Raw genomic sequence first — 18,287 nt, 5'->3', positions numbered from 1 at the left:
TTTCATGTTTTAACAATTATTTAGAAAGTAGAAGGAGAGGAAAAGCATGATGAATTTGCGTAATTCTTCTTTCAGTAGTTTCATAGTACGGTAGAAATGAGCCTCTACGGCACGTTCCGTCAAATCTAGCTGTGAGGCGATTTCCTTGTTGGACAGTTTTCCTGCTCTTTTCAGCTGAAAGACTTCCCGTGAAACTTCTGGCAGGCTTTGCAGAAGTTGCTCTATCTGTTTTTCAATGATGGAGACGTCCATATCCATCGTATCTTCCTCGATAGCCTCTGCTTCTGTTTTCAGCTTGTTTTCTACAAATTTGTTGTGTAATAATCTTCGTTCGGTTTCTTTGTATACCATGTTGCGTGCGATGGTGCATAGATATGCCGGAAAACTTTTCTCGGTATCCAGATTACTGCGTTTTTCCCATATCGTCATGAAGCTGCTTTGGGTGATGTCTTTGGCTAATGATTTGTCATATACGAGAAGGACGATGGTGTTGTACAGCCTGGCACTGTATTTTTCGTACAATGCTTCAAAGGCAAATTTATTGCCTTCTCTCAACTTGGCTACCAATAAAGTATCATTTTCTTTCTGCATATTGATTCATCTTACATTTACGCATTCTGAATGGTAGTGTCTTTGTATAGTAAAGTACTATTCCACATAGACTCTGAAAGAATGAACTACAAAGGTGGTGTTTTTATTATTTATTTAAAAGTTTTTTGCTGAAAATATACTTTGTGTGATTATTATTCAATTCTATATTCCACGATGAAGGAGGATGGCAGAAATAGTCATTTGCAGTATAAGAAGTGGTAAACTGATGGATGGGTTTAGGGGCTTATTGTCAATACATTACATTTACAGCGTTGTTACATTCTTATGTAAAAGACGTTACATGCCGGGGAAAGACTCTTTACACACCGGGGTAAAGGCCGTTACATATCGGGGTAAAGGTAGTTACATCCTGGGGTAAATGGAGTTCCCCACTGAGGTATGTCTTTTCCTGATTTAGCTAGACGCTTTTTCTTTTTATAACCGACATCAGTAGACGGTTCTTGGAATGTTGTACTGGTTCAGTAGTCACTTCTTCCCAAGCCCTGCTGATATAGTAGACACAGCAAAGTGAGTTGTCCTGATTCTGTTGACAGTCATCCTGCTGCATTTGCAGAGCCCGTGCTTGCTTGTCCGGCAAGACTGGGTGCCCCTAAAAGAGGCATTCTGTCTTTGTCAGGTGCGCTGTCCTGCGCCTTCGCCCGGACTTGCTGTCCGGCTTTGCAAAGATATTGCATCCTTCTTTTTATTGCTACTTGTGGAAGGATATTTTTTCTTCTTCCACATTTTCTTCTGTATTCCCTTCTCCAGATGCGCCACAGCAGGTATTTTATACCCGATACTCATATGCGGTCTGCGATGGTTATAGAAATGTATGTAGCGAGCTATGACATTTCTTGCATGCCCGATGTCGTTGAACCGGCCTCGAGGATGGCTGCTTTCCGCCTTAATAATCCCGTTGATACGTTCCGCAACGGCATTGTCGGTGGGTTTGTAGTCTTCCGTCATACTGATGGCAATGCCATGTTTCTGAAGAAGTGCCACGTATGGGTCGCAACAGTATTGTACGCCACGGTCCGAGTGATGTATCAGGCCCGTAAGATTTTCATCTCCTGTCATTTCAACAGCCTGCTCTATAGCCTGTTGCAATGCATTGATGGTTGCCGATACCCGTAAGGTGTCGGCAAGCACCCATCCCACTATCTTATGGGAGTAGGCATCCGTAATCAGATGCAGATAACAGACTTCACCATTGGCAAGTGGTATATAAGTAATGTCGCTGACCCACAACTGGTTGGCTGAAGTCAAGGTCAGTCCTTTGATTAGGTTCTTCCACTTGTGGTAGCGATGGTTGGAGTTCGTCGTATGCCGGGTCTTGCGGGCAGGAAGCATCAAGCGGTGTTGCCGGAGCAATGCATAAAAGCTGTCCCGCCCAGGCATGAACCCGGCTCCAAAAAGCACGGTGAGCATAATCCACAGTTTGTAACAGCCTATACCCGGATCTTCGATACGGATATCACGGACAGCATCCAGCATGAGACGTTCCCTATGTATCTGACTCTCAATGTCAGCCTTTGACTGGTAGTAGGCTTGACGACAATGGCCAAACAGACGGCAGGCCAACGCAACTTTCAGGTTGCGCTGACTGACCAGTTCCGTTACGATTTGGCCCCAGATTTTTTTCTGATAGGGATGTTGAAGAGTTCTTCAGCACGCGTAATCATCAAGGCAGTTATATACCACCCGACCCTAAGCCGGGTGGGTATAACTTATGTTTATAATTAGACCGCTAAGATAGCGATTATTTCTAATTTACTCATTTTTTTTCATAGTTTTCTTTTATCGAAGGATATGTATTAAACAACTTAAAAAATGGTAGTTGATAATCTAATTTTTCCTTCATAATAGCATTGAATCGAGTTAAATCATTATCTATATCACTCCATTTTTTTGGCAGTTCGCTCATTTTCTTAATATGGTCTTTAATATCAATTTTGCCATTATTATCTATGTAAGCATGATATATATCTAAACTCTTAATATCTCCTTTTGTTACTCTTGCTTTTATCTCATAATGAATATACATTGTACTGTCATTATATTCTAATATTTTATCTAATTCTTTTCCAACAGAGATATATTCTAATTGTTTATCCTCGTAAAAATCTATCAATGCCTTCATGTAAGTGCCAATTTTTTCTTTCTCAGCTCTTGTCATTTTATTTACTACTTTAGCAAATCCTTTTCCTTCTATATAGTAAAATATGCTATCATCTTGTTCCTTTCCTTTTTCATAAAGTCCTTTAGTCATTGAAACTATTTCATATATAGGTCGGTAACTCACTGTATCTTTTAAGTCAATAGATACAACCTCTTTCAAATCGTTTGGGTCGCCAAAATTTTCATTTACATAGATTTTAAATTCTTTCTTAATCTTGTCTTCTATCGTTTCTTGCTTGTTGCAACAAATAAAGGAGAAAAATAATGAGATAATAGTTAACGACATTAAAGTTGTTTTCATACCATTTTGTTTTATTGGTTAATACTAAAATTAAAAAAAATCTTTTTCATTCAGCAATAACCTAACGTAAGAGTATGAAAAGCGCAGACCATTGCCATACGCCTTCTTGGTTCACCACAAACCACAATACATTATGGGGAAGTCTGCGCCTAAATAGGTACAACTCACCCAATATGTATTGGTTCATAGCTCGTTATATTCCGAGGTGGTGATTCAGAAGGCGATTGAGCTATAATTTCATAAGAAGCATTAACTACTTAATGCGTTACAAATATACTATTTCACTTTGAATATACAAACTTAAAAAGTATATTTGCAAAGTAAACTTAAATATATTGTTATGGCTAAAACACGAAAAATTGGCAGAGATGCAGAAACTGGGCAATTTATCCCAATAGAAGAAGCCAAAAGGCGTAAAAAAACTGCTATAGTAGAAACCATTAAAACACCTTCTACGATTAAGAAAAAGAAGTAGGAGATATTTTAAGGTAAATTTGTTTAGTTATATATTGGATAAGATAGGCATAAATTTCATCTGTTTTATATGACAATTTTATTCCAATTTTATCCAATATAAACATTACACAATGAAAAATTTCATGTTGCAAAATAGATAATTCATCTATAGTTTTAGGTATAATATCCATGTATAGTACAGTCTGATTATCATTTAGAAATAGACTTTTATATTTACCTTTTATATCTTTTTGTGAAAGATTTATACCGTATTTTTTCAAATTCATAATTAAGCCTTTTTTATTTCCAAAATGTACCATTATATGAAAAGGGTAAATTTGACAATCTATGATAAAATTCATAAAGCATTATTTAAAAACTATACTTTCTTTTTTTTAATATTTGTTTTAGGAATACTCATTCCCATAAGAAGTTTATTAAACTCCTTCTCTGAGGCTGTGACTTCTGCCTCCTTAATTGTTTCCTTTTCTTTTTTCTTTTTAGCCATGATAGTTTATAAATGTTAGACAAAAGTAATTAAATCTCTCAATATCACTAATGTTTCGGGTATTAAATCTGAAAACATATTCGTCAATATATCGCTGGAGGTGCTTTTTACTAACCGAGTAATAAGTTCCAAATATCATTCTTTTAAAGTGCGACCAAGCATTTTCAATACCATTTGTACTTACTTGTATGACTTCTCCCTTATCTGTTGTGTAGGTAGAGCCATAGTAATGTTTCTCATGGTCTACTGACCTTTGAATGTAATCATTGGTTATTCCTCCATAGTCCCAGCCGTCAGTATATATGACGCTTCCAAATTTAACATAGCCTTTTATCAGAGGGAGCAGTGTCCTTACTTTGGTATCGGGCACTACCTTTGCTACTAAATGACCGTTTCTTTCCAGCATTCCGAATACCGGAACTTTATCCTTGAAAGAACGACCTTGACATTTCTCAACTTTCTTATCCTTATGCCGATTCTTATTCTTGCCCCCAACAAAGGTTTCGTCAATCTCAACTTCTCCTTTCAATTTATGTTCATTTTCAACTCCCATTGTTTCCCTAATCTTTTGAAGCATTTTCCATGCTGATTTCTGAGTAATATCCAAATCTCTCGCTAACTGACAAGAAGAAACGCCACGTTTGTGCGATAGAAACAAGAACATTGCATAGAACCAATATCGTAGTGGTAACTTTGTGTTAGCAAATTTAGTTCCCGTTTTCACGTCAAAGTATCTACCAGTATTCTTGCATTTATACTTCCCATTGCGACACTTGTAAACTTTAGATGAAGGGTCAAACGGAGAAACCGGATTTCCACCCCATCTTTTGTCCTCATAGTATCTAATGCAACTCTCCTCGTCAGGAAATAACTTAGAGAATATTAATTGTTTATCTGTCTTTTTCATAGTCATACTATTAAATAAAGTACAATACAATCAATAAGTTCGTAACTATCCAAGAGAATGAAGCAATACTTATTAACATCTGCATTTCGCTTCATAAGACCAATCAATATGTAAAAGAACACTCATGCTTTTAAACATTATCTTTTAACAACTATATCATTTGGAGTTTAGAAGTTTTAATCATACTTTTGTAAAATCAAAACACATATAAACTATGATAACTCCCGAATTAAAAGATAAAATATTGAACAATCTGCTTAGTCATAATGATGTAACTTATACTTTTAACATTATACAATTAGCCAATGAGCTAAATTGCTCCAGTGATACAATAAGAGCTATTTTAGACTATTTTAATCGTTTAAATCTTATAAGTGCTACAAATTATACTATTGGGGGAGATGTTATAATTTCTCTCAACGTAGAAGCAAGCGATATGGCTCTCCGAGGAGGGTTTGTAGCCCAAGAGGAGCTTATAAAAAAGAATTTTGAAAAGCTTTTGCTTGAACTTGATTCTTTGAAATCTAAGTTTCCTAAAAATATTGAAACTATTACCAGTATTATTGGGAATATCAGTAATGCTTTGCAGTTGACCCGTTGGTTTGGATAGTTCAATTTTTGCAATTATACTTTCTAATTGTTCTAAGATTGAATTGCTTCCTATTACTGATTCTTCTGATATAATTCTTTCTCCATCAATATAAAGAATTCTATATGATACTTCATTTTCTTTCATAATCGTTATTTTTATTAGTTATTACTTTTAGTTATCAGTTTTAGACAAGTGTCACTTTGTATATAAGTGCCATCATCAATTCACGGGCTTCTGTTTCCAGCTTGGAGAAAGACAGAGCTTTCTCCAGCTCTTTAATGCGCTTTTTTAATTGGGCATTTTCATCTTTGTAGGCTTCCTTGCTGCGATTGGACATATCAGGTGATTCTTGTTCAGAAGGCAAAGATAGCTCTTCTGCTAAATTTGAATACTTTTTAATCCAACTATTTAGCAAGGCAGGGCAACAAATGCCATGTGCCCGGCAAAAGGCATGCTTACTCATACCTGATTGGTAGTAAGAGTGAAGAAAAAACAGTTTTTCATCTTCACGATAAAGCTTTCGTTTTGAAGTCATAATAGTAACACATTTATTAGTTTGTAAATGTGTCTACCTATATCAGGATAAGACAGTAAATAAGTTATCCTGCTGGAGTGAATGAAGTGATATAGGCTTATCTGATGTCCGCCCCCCACATTAGTTTATTGCGAAGGGTATCAAAGAAAATATGGTTGAACCGTTTCACTACCTTTATGCTATAGTCGGCACGTGAGATGTGCAACCGGGTCGTTTCTTTGCAGGACTCGCTACGGCCGTCGATGGCAACCAAGAAGTTGTGGCTGCGGCTTTCCACATCAAGTGTAATTTCCCAGTCGTCACAAATGACGATGGGACGGACGTTGAGGCTGTGTGGAGCCACCGGGGTGATGGCGATGGTTTTACTGTGGGGCACAATGACCGGACCGCCGACGCTGAGTGAGTAGGCGGTGGAACCGGTAGGTGTGGAGATAACTAGGCCGTCAGCTTGATAAGTGGTCAACGGAGCGCCATTGATGGCGGCGTGGATACTGATCATGGACGAACTGTCCCGCTTCAATACGGCTATCTCATTGAGGGCGTAAGGGGATTGCATCAAGCGTTCATCGTCGCACCTCAGTTGCAGTACACTACGCTCTTCCACCTTATAGTGGTTGTTGTAGATTTCATCGAAGGTCTCTTCCATCTCTTCCGGTGAGATGTCGGCAAGGAAACCCAGCCGGCCGGTATTGATGCCCAATATGGGGATATTCTTCTTTCCTACACGGCTGGCTGCTTTCAGGAAAGTGCCGTCGCCACCGATGCTGATAACCATGTCGGCACAGAAATCATCTCCGTCAAACAATTCGGCGTCAGGTATGTTTAAATGTAAATCGGTAGTCAGGAAGTGATGGAATTCCCGGCAGATGCAGAGCTGTGCATTATGCTGTCCGAGCAACCGGAAGAGGTTTTCTGCATGCGAGGATTTCTTTGCTTGGTAGGTATTTCCGAATATGGCAAATTTCATAATCAATTCTGTTGGATTGAAGTGCAAAGATGCTATTTTTTTCTCAGAATGCTGCCAATATATAACTATTATTTGTACTTTTGTCCCAAACTATAAACCGAATTATGACTAGATTAAGCGTTAATATAAATAAGGTGGCAACGCTGCGCAATGCCCGTGGAGGTGATGTCCCGAATGTTGTGAAGGTAGCGCTGGATTGTGAAGACTTTGGTGCTGATGGCATTACGGTGCATCCCCGTCCTGACGAGAGGCATATCCGCCGTAAGGATGTATATGATTTGCGGCCGTTGCTGCGGACAGAGTTCAATATCGAGGGTTATCCTGCACCCGAATTTATGGATTTGGTCTTGAAGGTGAAACCGCATCAGGTAACTTTGGTGCCCGACAGCCCTACACAGCTGACTTCAAACGCAGGCTGGGATACCAAGACCCATTTTGACTTCTTGAACGAAGTGTTGGATGAGTTCAACAATGCTGGTATCCGTACTTCCGTATTTGTTTCCACCGATGCCGAAATGATAGAATATGCTGCCAAAGCCGGTGCCGACCGCGTGGAGCTATATACGGAACCTTATGCTACGGCTTATCCCAAAGGACGGGAAGCGGCTGTAGCTCCTTTTGTCGAGGCTGCCAAGGTGGCCCGCAGCTTAGGTCTGGGGCTGAATGCCGGACATGATCTGAGTCTGGTGAATCTGAATTATTTTTATCAAAACATTCCGTGGCTGGACGAGGTATCCATCGGGCATGCGCTGATTAGTGACGCGTTGTATCTGGGATTGGAGCGTACGGTCAAGGAATATAAAAACTGTCTTCGCTGATGAATGTAATGTTGTTATTGGCCCAAGTGGCTCCGGCACTGACTGACTCTATTGCAGGTGCCAATCCGGTACTGACACAAGTAAACGCTTCCGACGAAATGAATTTATGGAGCATGGCCATCAAAGGTGGCTGGATTATGATTGTCTTGGGTTTGATGTCCGTACTTTGTTTCTACATCTTGTTTGAACGTAATTATGTTATCCGGAAGGCGGGGAAAGAAGACCCTCAGTTCATGGATAAAATAAAGGATTATATTTTGGGTGGGGAATTGAAAGCTGCCATTGCTTATTGTCGCAGTGTGGATACTCCCTCGGCCCGTATGATTGAAAAGGGTATCAGCCGTTTGGGACGCCCGGTGAACGATGTGCAGGCTGCCATCGAGAATGTGGGTAATATTGAGGTTGCCAAACTGGAGAAGGGAATGACGATTATGGCCACGATTTCCGGTGGCGCTCCTATGCTAGGCTTCCTTGGCACGGTGACGGGTATGGTACGTGCATTTTGGCAAATGGCAAATGCCGGAAATAATATTGATATAACGTTGCTTTCCGGTGGTATTTATGAGGCGATGATTACTACGGTGGGCGGTTTGATAGTCGGTATCATAGCTATGTTTGCCTACAATTACCTGGTGACATTGATAGATGGCGTGGTCAACAAGATGGAAGCCAAGACAATGGCATTCATGGATTTGTTGAACGAACCGGCGAAATGATTAATTAAAGAATTAAGAATTAAAACTTAAAGGCGTGTTAAAACGTAGAGCTAAAATATCACCCAATTTCAGTATGGCGTCCATGACGGACCTGATTTTCCTGCTGCTGATTTTCTTTATGATAACATCTACCATGGTATCGCCCAATGCTATCAAGGTACTGCTGCCGCAGGGAAAGCAACAGACTTCTGCAAAGCCTTTGACAAGAGTCATCATAGATAAGAATCTGAATTATTATGCTGCTTTTGGCAATGACAAGGAACTGTCTCTGACGCTTGAAGAATTGACTCCTTTCCTACAATCGTGTGCGGAGAGGGAGCCTGAAATGTATATAGCTTTGTATGCTGACGAAACAGTGCCTTACCGGGAAATCGTGAAGGTGCTGAACATTGCAAACGAGAATAAATTCAAGATGGTGCTGGCTACACGACCACCGGAAAACTAAATCGTACATTGTACATGGCTAAATTGTAAATGCAATGGTGAATCGGAAGAAGAAAGGAAAATATATAGGTATGGCAGGTGCACTTGTGGTGCATGTTGCCATTATTGCCCTTCTGATACTGGTAGGATTCACACCGCCGGAACCCTCGGAAGAAGGCGGTGTACCCGTTATGCTGGGAGAGGTGCCCGATGCACTGGGCGCTGCCGACCCTTCTTTAGTAAAGGTGGATGTCATGCCGGAGGAAACCGCTCCTCAGGTGCAGGAAACGGTGGAGCAGGACATCATTACGCAGGAAACTGAAGAAACCGTTGCCATAAAGCCCAAAGCCGAACCCAAGAAAAAGGAGGAGGTGAAGAAACCGGAAAAGACGGAAGCCGAAAAAGCGGAAGAGGCCCGCAAACTGGCAGCGGCAAAAGCCGAACGGGAACGTAAGGAAGCCGAGGAAGCTGCCCGTAAACGGGTAGCTGGCGCTTTTGGCAAAGGTGCCCAAATGGGTAGTAAAGGCGATACGGAAGGCGAAGGTATTCAAGGAAGTCCTACGGGAAATGCTCCGTCCGGAGCCACTTCGGGTACGGGAGGCTACGGCTCGTTTAATTTGGGCGGACGTTCTCTTGGTGAGGGCGGATTGCCGCGGCCGGTATATAATGTGCAGGATGAAGGTAGGGTTGTGGTGACCATCACAGTGAACCCTGCCGGACATGTGATAGCAACCAGCATCAACCGCCAGACCAATACCGTCAATCCCGCATTGCGGAAAGCGGCAGAGGATGCTGCCAAGAAAGCCCGTTTCAATGCGGTAAGCGGCTTGAACAATCAGACGGGAACAATAACGTATTATTTTAATCTAAAATAAGAGGAGGAACAATTATGGGTACAGTTTATGTTTTTTTTGCCGACGGATTTGAAGAAATAGAAGCTTTTACTTCTGTGGATGTGATGAGACGCGCCGGACTGAACGTAGAAATGGTGACGGTAACCCCTGATGAAATAGTGACGGGAGCACACGATGTTCCGGTCTTGTGCGATAAGAATGTAGTGAACTGCGACTTCTTTGATGCAGAGCTTGTATTATTGCCTGGCGGTATGCCGGGTGCGTCCACTTTGGAGAAGTGTGGAGAACTGCGTAATCTGGTACTGCGTTTTGCCCAAGAGCAGAAACCGATTGCTGCTATTTGTGCGGCTCCTATGGTATTGGGTAAGCTGGGATTGCTGAAAGGCAAGAAGGCTACTTGCTATCCCGGCTTTGAACAGTATTTGGAAGGTGCCGAATGTACGGGTGCTCCGGTAGAAAGAGACGGCAATATCATCACTGGTAAAGGACCGGGCGCTGCCATGGAGTTTGCATTGGCCGTAGTGGAGCTGTTGCAAGGCAAAGAGAAGGTGCAGGAACTGAAAGAAGCTATGTGCGTAACGGATTTATGATTTTAAATCATAAATCATAAATCATAAATCATAAATCATAAATGGTTCAGTATGCTCTGATTGTTGCCGGTGGCAAGGGCTTGCGCATGGGGACCGAACTCCCCAAACAGTTTCTCCCGATAGGGGGGAAACCTGTTTTGATGCGCACTCTGGAGGCGTTTTATGACTACAATGCTGAGATACGGATAATATTGGTACTTCCCCACAGCCAGCAGGATTACTGGAGGCAGCTGTGCAGGGAGTACCGTTTTTCATTGCCGCATGCCATTGCAGATGGGGGGGAGACGCGGTTCCACTCCGTAAAGAACGGTTTGGCTTTGGTCAAGACACCTGCTTTGGTCGGTGTGCACGATGGGGTGCGTCCGTTCGTGGCCCGGGAAGTGATTGCACGCTGTTATGACTTGGCGGCCGAGAAAAAGGCCGTAATTCCGGTAATCGGTGTGGTGGAGACCGTTCGCCGTATGGAAGGGGAAAGCAGTGTGACTGTCGGCAGGGATGATTATAGATTGGTGCAGACTCCCCAGGTTTTTGATGCGGAACTGCTGAAAGCGGCATACGAGCAGCCCTATACACCCCATTTTACCGATGATGCTTCTGTGGTGGAGGCATTGGGTGTATCTGTCTTTTTGACGCCGGGAAACCGGGAAAACATTAAAATAACCACTCCTTTTGATTTAAAAATAGCCACAGCTCTGATAGGTTCATGTTCGATTTAGCCACGCGTGACATAAAATATTTGTCGGGCGTCGGGCCGCAGCGTGCTTCGGTGCTCAATAAGGAATTGGGCATTTACTCCTTGCACGATTTGCTATATTACTTTCCATATAAATATGTAGACCGCAGTCGGATTTATTATATTCAGGAGATCGATGGGACGATGCCCTATATTCAGCTGAAAGGTGAAATACTAAGTTTTGAGACGGCTGGAGAAGGGCGCCAGCGCAGGTTGATTGCTCATTTCTCGGACGGTACGGGGGTGGTGGACCTGGTTTGGTTCCAGGGCATCAAATATTTGGTAGGGAAGTATAAAGTGCATCAGGAATATATTGTGTTCGGAAAACCGACCTTCTTCAATGGTAGAATCAATATGGCTCATCCGGATATAGACTCTGCTTCGGATTTGAAATTGTCGTCCATGGGGTTACAACCTTATTATAATACGACTGAAAAGATGAAACGGAGTTCTCTCAATTCGCATGCCATCGAGAAGATGATGAATACGGTGGTGCAGCAGTTGCGTGAGCCGTTGCCCGAGACCCTTTCTCCCGCTATACTTGCCGAGCATCATCTGATGCCGTTGACGGAAGCTTTGGTCAATATACACTTTCCCGCTAATCCGGATTTATTGCGTAAGGCACAGTATCGGCTGAAGTTTGAGGAGCTCTTTTACGTACAGTTGAATATCCTGAGGTATGCAAAAGACCGTCAGCGGAAATATCGCGGTTATATTTTTGAAAGGGTGGGCGAAGTGTTCAATACCTTCTACTCCCGTAATCTTCCTTTTGAACTGACCAATGCACAGAAGCGGGTATTGAAGGAAATCCGTAAGGATGTAGGCTCAGGAAAGCAGATGAACCGCTTGCTGCAAGGGGATGTGGGAAGTGGAAAGACGCTTGTCGCACTGATGAGTATGTTGATGGCGCTCGATAATGGTTTTCAGGCATGCATGATGGCACCTACCGAGATTTTGGCAAACCAGCACTATGAAACCATCCGTGAGCTGCTGTATGGAATGGAGGTACGTGTGGAACTGTTGACCGGTTCTGTTAAGGGCAAGCGGCGCGAAGCTATCCTTGCCGGTTTGTTGACGGGAGACATACATATACTGATAGGTACCCATGCCGTCATTGAAGATACGGTGAATTTTGCTTCGCTCGGTTTGGTTGTGATTGACGAGCAGCATCGTTTCGGTGTGGCCCAACGGGCACGGTTGTGGACAAAGAATGTACAACCTCCCCATGTATTGGTGATGACGGCAACCCCGATTCCCCGTACATTGGCAATGACGCTTTATGGCGATTTGGATGTGTCTGTCATCGATGAATTGCCTCCCGGACGTAAACCGATTGTCACTCTTCATCAGTTTGATAGCCGTCGGATAAGCTTGTATCAGTCCATGCACAAGCAGATTGCCGAAGGCCGGCAGGTCTATATTGTCTACCCGCTGATTAAGGAAAGCGAAAAGATTGACTTGAAGAATCTTGAAGAAGGGTATCTGCATGTTTGTGAAGAGTTTCCCGAGTGTAGGGTTTGCAAGGTACATGGAAAGATGAAACCTGCTGAAAAGGATGCTCAGATGCAATTGTTCGTATCCGGCGAGGCACAGATAATGGTGGCTACCACCGTGATTGAGGTAGGTGTAAATGTGCCCAATGCTTCGGTGATGGTGATTGAGAACGCCGAGCGTTTCGGGCTGTCCCAGCTTCATCAGCTTCGGGGACGTGTAGGACGTGGAGCTGACCAGTCCTATTGTATCCTGGTTACCGGATACAAGTTGGCGGAGGATACAAGGAAGCGTTTGGAGATAATGGTGCGGACTAATGACGGCTTTGAAATAGCGGAAGCAGACTTGAAACTACGTGGTCCTGGAGATTTGGAAGGGACACAGCAGAGCGGCATTGCTTTCGATCTGAAGATTGCCGATATAGCCCGTGACGGACAACTGCTGCAATATGTCCGTGAAGTAGCGCAAACGGTGGTGGATGCAGATCCACATGGCATGTTGCCTGAGAACGAGGTCTTGTGGCGACAACTGAAAGCGTTGAGAAAAACGAACGTTAATTGGGCTGCCATTAGCTGAAAAAACGGTTAAACATGCACTTTTATTGCATTTTATGTTGTAAAACATGTTTGCTTGTAAATCTCCTATCTATAGGGGATTAAGACATCTTTGCGAGCTTTACAGTTTCCTCCTCTTCGAAAAAATAGTTAATGACTGATGTCGTTTTTCAGAGAGAAATGTTACCTTTGGGAGAATTTTTGAAAATCAATCTGGATATTCGCGTAGAACAAGTGGTGTTTGATTTGCCGAGATGCTTGCAACGGATATCAAAATGAATGACGAAACGGATGAATTTTAATTGGATAAAAACTGCTTTATTGGCTGCGACGGCAATGGTTAGCTTGAATTCTTTCTCGCAAGACCTGATTGCCCGCCAGGCCCCCATCGACAGAAAACTTAAGAGTGTAGATTCACTGGCTTTGCAAAAACAGATACGTGCGGAACAATCATTGTATCCGGGTTTGGATTTGTATCCCAACTGGAACAACGAATTCGTACAAGCCTATGGCAATGCGATTGTGCCTGAGAGCTATACATTTGATTTGACCGGTTTCTGTATGCCTACTCCCAATACCCGTATCACAGATGTATTCGGTTACCGTCCCCGGAGAAGAAGAGCTCATTATGGTTTGGATATCAAGGTGTATGTAGGCGATACAATCCGTGCGGCTTTTGATGGAAAAGTACGCGTTGTCAAGAATCAAGGTCGTCGTGGATACGGCAAATACGTCGTTATTCGTCACGACAATGGCTTGGAAACAGTTTACGGACACTTGTCTAAACAATTAGTTGATACAAACCAGTTGGTAAAAGCCGGCGAACCGATTGCATTGGGAGGAAATACCGGACGTTCTACCGGTTCACACCTTCACTTTGAAACCCGTTTCTTGGGTATTCCCATCAATCCTGCGCTTATGTTTGATTTTGAAAAGCAGGATATCGTAGCTGATTCCTATACTTTCCATAAGACAAAAGGCTCTTCCGGTACGGCGCGTAGCATGGCATCGGGTGAAGGTCTGTTCTATAAGGTAAAGAAGGGAGACACATTGGGACGGATTGCAGCACGTCAGGGAACCTCCATCGACAAGCTTTGCAAACTGAACAGAATTACGCGTAAAACAATCCTGAGACCGGGACAAGTATTGCGCTGCTCATAAAAACGTAAACAATCTCTATAGAAGAGGGTACTTTAATAGATTTTAGAGTGCCCTCTTTTTCTTTTTCTTTAATTATTCCTATCTTTGCAGCGCACTGTGAAAAAAGGAAATGAAAGATACCAAGCAACAATTTGAACATGTCATTGCGGTTTGCCGTGACTTGTTCTCTAAGAAACTTCATGATTACGGTCCGGCGTGGCGCATTCTTCGTCCGTCTTCCGTAACAGATCAGATATTCATCAAAGCCAACCGTATCAGAAGTATTGAAACGAAAGGGGTGACTTTGGTAGACGAAGGCATCCGTTCTGAATTCATAGCTATTGTCAACTATGGAATTGTAGGATTGATACAGTTGGAGCTTGGTTATGCCGAAGCTGCCGATATGACCAATGAAGAGGCGTTGGTGCTGTATGATAAATATGCCAAAACCTCTTTGGAGTTGATGCTTGCCAAAAATCATGATTATGATGAGGCTTGGCGTAGTATGCGTATCAGTTCGTATACGGATTTGATATTGATGAAGATTTATCGGACAAAGCAGATTGAAAGCTTGTCCGGAGCGACTTTGGTTTCGGAAGGTATTGATGCCAACTATATGGATATGATTAACTATTCTGTATTCGGCTTAATTAAGATTGAATTTGGAGATTGACAAGAAACATATTGTCGGGAAAGTTTGGGTGAACCTCTGCCGTTTTCTGCTGGGGGCTTTGTTCATATTTTCCGGATTTGTGAAAGCTGTTGATCCGTTGGGTTTCTTCTATAAAATTCAAGATTACCTGACGGCTTTCGGCATGATTTCCTGGTTTCCTTCTTATGCGCCCTTGCTGGTAGGGATAGCGTTGTCTGCCATAGAGTTCAGTGTAGGTGTTTTCTTGTTTTTGGGTATACGCCGGAAGGTGGCATCTGTATTGGCATTATTGCTGATGGTTGTAATGACTCCGCTAACACTTTATCTGGCTTTGGCGAATCCGGTATCCGACTGCGGATGCTTCGGTGATGCGTGGATATTGACCAATTGGCAGACTTTCGGCAAGAACGTAGTATTGTTGGTGGCGGCAGTATCTGTATTCAAGTGGCAGGATTTACTGGTGCGTTTCATTACTCCGAAGATGGAGTGGATGATTTCCATGTATACGTTTCTATTTGTGTTTGCGTTGTCCTTCTATTGCCTGGAGAATTTGCCGATACTTGATTTCCGACCTTACAGAATTGGAGCGAATATCAAGGAGGGCATGGAAATTCCGGAAGGTGCTAAACCAAGCGTGTTTGAAAGCCGGTTCATTTTGGAAAAAGGAGGAAAGCGTCAGGAATTTACATTGGACAACTATCCGGACAGTACATGGACGTTTGTAGAATCGCGTACGATACTGAAGGAAAAAGGTTATGAACCTCCCATTCATGATTTTTCCATGATGAGTCTGGATACATGGGAAGATATAACGGACAGCGTACTGTCGGATAAAGGATATACGTTTCTGCTGGTTGCCCATCGGATAGAAGGAGCGGACGACAGTAACATCGACCTTATCAATGAAATATACGATTACAGTGTGGAGCATGGTTATGGCTTTTATGCCTTGACTTCATCTCCGGAAGACGAGATAGAATTGTGGCGTGACAAGACTGGAGCGGAATACCCTTTCTGCCAGACAGATGATATTACGCTGAAGACCATTATCCGTTCAAATCCCGGTTTGCTGTTGGTAAAGGACGGAACAATTTTGAATAAGTGGAGTGACAACCGGCTGCCTGATGAATATGTGCTGACCGATAGCCTGGACAAGTTGGAATTGGGCAAGCAGAAGCAGGAAAGTGACTTACAAACAATAGGCTATGTGTTGCTGTGGTTCATCCTTCCTCTGATGATGGTGCTTTGTGTCGATATTTTAGTCGTAAGGCGCCGGGAGAAACAACGCCTCAGACAACAATAGTATCAAATAGTAAATAGTAAATACATTAACCCTTTTAATAATAAAACAAAATGAGAAAAAACATTGTTGCAGGAAACTGGAAAATGAACAAAACCCTCCAAGAGGGTATTGCTCTTGCAAAAGAACTGAATGAAACATTGGCTAACGAAAAGCCTAACTGTGATGTAATCATCTGTACTCCGTTTATCCACCTGGCATCTGTTACTCCTTTGGTAGACGCTGCCAAGATTGGTGTAGGTGCAGAAAACTGTGCAGACAAGGAGTCAGGCGCATATACCGGCGAAGTATCAGCTGCTATGGTTGCTTCTACTGGTGCAAAATATGTCATTCTGGGTCACTCTGAACGTCGTGCTTACTATGGTGAAACAGTTGCTATTCTGGAAGAAAAAGTAAAATTGGCTTTGGCTAACGGTCTGACTCCGATTTTCTGTATCGGTGAGGTATTGGAAGAACGTGAAGCAAACAAGCAGAATGAAGTGGTAGCCGCTCAGCTGGCTTCTGTATTCTCTTTGTCTGCCGAAGATTTCTCTAAGATTATTTTGGCTTACGAGCCGGTTTGGGCTATCGGTACCGGTAAGACTGCTACTGCAGAACAAGCACAGGAAATCCACGCTTTCATCCGTTCCTTGATTGCTGAAAAGTATGGTAAGGAAATTGCTGACAACTGCTCTATCCTTTATGGTGGCAGCTGTAAGCCTTCTAATGCAAAGGAACTGTTTGCCAACCCGGATGTTGACGGCGGTCTGATTGGTGGTGCTGCCTTGAAGGTTTCTGACTTCAAGGGTATCATCGATGCCTTTAATTAAATAGTTGAAAGCTGAAAGTTGAAAATGGATTGCATGTCGTATCTGCATAACTGTTTTCCATTTTCAGCTTTCCATTTTCCGTTATATAAAGATATTGACTCATGAAAAAGCTTGGTTTACTTTTAGTTGCATGTTTCGCTTTTGCAACGATTTCTGTAGCGCAGAATAATATTGTGAAAAGCCTGGAACGTAATGTGCCGGGACAAGGCAAGGTGACTATCCATCAAGATGCACGCATTGCGGCATTGATAGGTTCGGAGTATGTTCCTGCCGGTTCGGATGAGCAGAAAGTGATTAAAAGTTCGGGTTACCGCATACAAGTTTATGCAGGGAATAATACCCGTCAGGCCAAGAACGAAGCTTATGCGGTAGCTACCCGCATCAAGGAACATTTTCCCGAACTTACAGTTTATACCTCTTTCAATCCCCCTCGTTGGCTGTGCCGTGCAGGAGATTTCCGCAGTATCGAAGAAGCGGATGCCATGATGCGTCAGTTGCGGGCTACTGGTGTATTCAAGGAAGTTTCTATCGTGAAAGAGCAGATAAACATCCCCTTATAAAGAATTATCATGTTAGGAAAAGAAGAAATTGTATCTCCTTCATTAGATGAATTGAAGGAACATTATCACCGCATCCTTACTCTGTTGGGTGAAGATGCCGGACGTGAAGGTTTGCAGAAGACACCTGAACGGGTGGCGAAGGCCATGTTGTCGTTGACGAAAGGGTATCATATGGACCCGCACGAGGTACTCCGTTCGGCCAAATTTCAAGAGGAATACAGTCAGATGGTGATTGTGAAAGACATTGACTTCTTCTCGCTTTGCGAACATCACATGCTTCCCTTCTACGGAAAGGCACATGTGGCATATATTCCTAACGGCTACATTACCGGACTGAGCAAGATAGCCCGCGTAGTGGATATTTTCTCTCACCGCCTGCAAGTGCAGGAACGTATGACTCTCCAAATAAAAGAGTGTATTCAGGAGACGCTGAATCCGCTGGGGGTTATGGTTGTTGTGGAAGCCAAACACATGTGCATGCAGATGCGCGGAGTAGAGAAACAGAACTCCATTACCACTACATCCGATTTTACCGGAGCATTCAACCAAGCGAAGACTCGCGAGGAATTTATGAATTTAATCAGGCATAATTCTTGACGGAGAACTCCCCGA

The 18,287-nt window shown here is 42.9% G+C and carries 23 protein-coding genes; 15 read left to right on the top strand and 8 right to left on the bottom strand.

The features are described 5' to 3' along the window. Positions 1 to 9 precede the first annotated feature (9 nt). The 3 genes from DW800_RS08015 to DW800_RS07995 all read right to left on the bottom strand — a co-directional run bounded on the left by DW800_RS08015 (position 10) and on the right by DW800_RS07995 (position 3,070). A complete protein-coding gene (locus tag DW800_RS08015) occupies positions 10 to 591 on the bottom strand; it encodes an RNA polymerase sigma factor (RefSeq protein ID WP_005829818.1) in 582 nt (193 codons plus the stop codon). 633 nt (positions 592 to 1,224) lie between these two features. Then, on the bottom strand, positions 1,225 to 2,184 hold the full coding sequence (locus DW800_RS08005) for an IS3 family transposase (RefSeq protein WP_227224309.1): 960 nt from the start codon (positions 2,182 to 2,184) through the stop codon (positions 1,225 to 1,227). Between the two features lie 181 nt (positions 2,185 to 2,365). Beyond that, positions 2,366 to 3,070: a hypothetical protein gene (locus DW800_RS07995; protein WP_016274102.1), complete on the bottom strand. Its 705-nt coding sequence runs from the start codon at positions 3,068 to 3,070 to the stop codon at positions 2,366 to 2,368. A gap of 340 nt (positions 3,071 to 3,410) precedes the next feature. Between DW800_RS07995 and DW800_RS20040 the strand changes: the two genes are divergently transcribed. Further along, positions 3,411 to 3,545 (top strand): hypothetical protein, encoded by a 135-nt coding sequence (locus tag DW800_RS20040; RefSeq protein ID WP_255420222.1) that lies wholly within the window; start codon positions 3,411 to 3,413, stop codon positions 3,543 to 3,545. On the opposite strand, the gene DW800_RS07990 is transcribed toward DW800_RS20040, so the two are convergent. The 3 genes from DW800_RS07990 to DW800_RS07985 all read right to left on the bottom strand — a co-directional run bounded on the left by DW800_RS07990 (position 3,529) and on the right by DW800_RS07985 (position 4,941). Then, positions 3,529 to 3,813 (bottom strand): hypothetical protein, encoded by a 285-nt coding sequence (locus tag DW800_RS07990; RefSeq protein ID WP_133303157.1) that lies wholly within the window; start codon positions 3,811 to 3,813, stop codon positions 3,529 to 3,531. The two genes, DW800_RS20040 and DW800_RS07990, sit on opposite strands and share 17 nt — an antisense overlap. Before the next feature lie 92 nt (positions 3,814 to 3,905). Next, positions 3,906 to 4,034 (bottom strand): hypothetical protein, encoded by a 129-nt coding sequence (locus DW800_RS20035; RefSeq protein ID WP_255420223.1) that lies wholly within the window; start codon positions 4,032 to 4,034, stop codon positions 3,906 to 3,908. Then, positions 4,027 to 4,941: an IS1595 family transposase gene (locus DW800_RS07985; protein ID WP_117703980.1), complete on the bottom strand. Its 915-nt coding sequence runs from the start codon at positions 4,939 to 4,941 to the stop codon at positions 4,027 to 4,029. The genes DW800_RS20035 and DW800_RS07985 overlap by 8 nt, the downstream gene beginning before the upstream one ends. Positions 4,942 to 5,155: 214 nt before the next feature. Between DW800_RS07985 and DW800_RS07980 the strand changes: the two genes are divergently transcribed. Continuing rightward, the gene (locus tag DW800_RS07980) at positions 5,156 to 5,551 is read left to right on the top strand and encodes a hypothetical protein (RefSeq protein ID WP_117703970.1); all 396 of its coding nucleotides are present in this window, start codon (positions 5,156 to 5,158) and stop codon (positions 5,549 to 5,551) included. A gap of 166 nt (positions 5,552 to 5,717) precedes the next feature. On the opposite strand, the gene DW800_RS07975 is transcribed toward DW800_RS07980, so the two are convergent. Both DW800_RS07975 and DW800_RS07970 read right to left on the bottom strand, forming a co-directional pair. Then, positions 5,718 to 6,068: a transposase gene (locus DW800_RS07975; RefSeq protein ID WP_117703971.1), complete on the bottom strand. Its 351-nt coding sequence runs from the start codon at positions 6,066 to 6,068 to the stop codon at positions 5,718 to 5,720. 97 nt (positions 6,069 to 6,165) lie between these two features. Further along, on the bottom strand, positions 6,166 to 7,035 hold the full coding sequence (locus DW800_RS07970) for an NAD kinase (RefSeq protein ID WP_057258794.1): 870 nt from the start codon (positions 7,033 to 7,035) through the stop codon (positions 6,166 to 6,168). A 104-nt stretch (positions 7,036 to 7,139) separates the two neighbouring features. Between DW800_RS07970 and DW800_RS07965 the strand changes: the two genes are divergently transcribed. The 13 genes from DW800_RS07965 to folE all read left to right on the top strand — a co-directional run bounded on the left by DW800_RS07965 (position 7,140) and on the right by folE (position 18,272). Beyond that, on the top strand, positions 7,140 to 7,853 hold the full coding sequence (locus DW800_RS07965; RefSeq protein WP_005829949.1) for a pyridoxine 5'-phosphate synthase: 714 nt from the start codon (positions 7,140 to 7,142) through the stop codon (positions 7,851 to 7,853). Next, positions 7,853 to 8,569, top strand: a complete 717-nt coding sequence (locus DW800_RS07960) for a MotA/TolQ/ExbB proton channel family protein (protein ID WP_005833356.1) — start codon at positions 7,853 to 7,855, stop codon at positions 8,567 to 8,569. Before DW800_RS07965 ends, DW800_RS07960 begins: the two co-directional genes overlap by 1 nt. Positions 8,570 to 8,603: 34 nt before the next feature. After that, positions 8,604 to 9,014, top strand: coding sequence for an ExbD/TolR family protein (locus tag DW800_RS07955; protein WP_005833355.1), 411 nt, complete (start codon positions 8,604 to 8,606; stop codon positions 9,012 to 9,014). Between the two features lie 34 nt (positions 9,015 to 9,048). Beyond that, positions 9,049 to 9,867, top strand: coding sequence for a TonB family protein (locus tag DW800_RS07950; RefSeq protein ID WP_005829957.1), 819 nt, complete (start codon positions 9,049 to 9,051; stop codon positions 9,865 to 9,867). A 14-nt stretch (positions 9,868 to 9,881) separates the two neighbouring features. Then, positions 9,882 to 10,436, top strand: coding sequence for a DJ-1 family glyoxalase III (locus DW800_RS07945; RefSeq protein WP_005829959.1), 555 nt, complete (start codon positions 9,882 to 9,884; stop codon positions 10,434 to 10,436). 41 nt (positions 10,437 to 10,477) lie between these two features. Next, complete coding sequence (locus tag DW800_RS07940) at positions 10,478 to 11,152, top strand: 2-C-methyl-D-erythritol 4-phosphate cytidylyltransferase (protein ID WP_005833354.1); 675 nt, start codon at positions 10,478 to 10,480, stop codon at positions 11,150 to 11,152. Beyond that, entirely contained in the window at positions 11,140 to 13,236 is a 2,097-nt protein-coding gene (recG, locus tag DW800_RS07935; RefSeq protein WP_005829964.1) for an ATP-dependent DNA helicase RecG, read from the top strand. Before DW800_RS07940 ends, recG begins: the two co-directional genes overlap by 13 nt. 269 nt (positions 13,237 to 13,505) lie before the next feature. Continuing rightward, positions 13,506 to 14,375, top strand: coding sequence for a M23 family metallopeptidase (locus tag DW800_RS07930; protein WP_005837478.1), 870 nt, complete (start codon positions 13,506 to 13,508; stop codon positions 14,373 to 14,375). A gap of 109 nt (positions 14,376 to 14,484) precedes the next feature. Beyond that, positions 14,485 to 15,027, top strand: coding sequence for a DUF1599 domain-containing protein (locus DW800_RS07925; RefSeq protein WP_005833349.1), 543 nt, complete (start codon positions 14,485 to 14,487; stop codon positions 15,025 to 15,027). After that, positions 15,017 to 16,309, top strand: a complete 1,293-nt coding sequence (locus DW800_RS07920) for a BT_3928 family protein (RefSeq protein ID WP_117703972.1) — start codon at positions 15,017 to 15,019, stop codon at positions 16,307 to 16,309. The genes DW800_RS07925 and DW800_RS07920 overlap by 11 nt, the downstream gene beginning before the upstream one ends. A 50-nt stretch (positions 16,310 to 16,359) precedes the next feature. Continuing rightward, on the top strand, positions 16,360 to 17,115 hold the full coding sequence (tpiA, locus tag DW800_RS07915; protein WP_005829974.1) for a triose-phosphate isomerase: 756 nt from the start codon (positions 16,360 to 16,362) through the stop codon (positions 17,113 to 17,115). Between the two features lie 101 nt (positions 17,116 to 17,216). Continuing rightward, positions 17,217 to 17,675: an SPOR domain-containing protein gene (locus tag DW800_RS07910; RefSeq protein ID WP_005829980.1), complete on the top strand. Its 459-nt coding sequence runs from the start codon at positions 17,217 to 17,219 to the stop codon at positions 17,673 to 17,675. A 9-nt stretch (positions 17,676 to 17,684) separates the two neighbouring features. After that, positions 17,685 to 18,272, top strand: a complete 588-nt coding sequence (folE, locus tag DW800_RS07905; RefSeq protein WP_005829983.1) for a GTP cyclohydrolase I FolE — start codon at positions 17,685 to 17,687, stop codon at positions 18,270 to 18,272. Positions 18,273 to 18,287 lie beyond the last annotated feature (15 nt).

The organism is Bacteroides sp. AM32-11AC, from assembly GCF_003603515.1.
Lineage (GTDB): Bacteria > Bacteroidota > Bacteroidia > Bacteroidales > Bacteroidaceae > Bacteroides > Bacteroides uniformis.
Note: the sequence above shows the minus strand (reverse complement) of the source record. Positions and strands in the feature narration are given on the sequence as shown.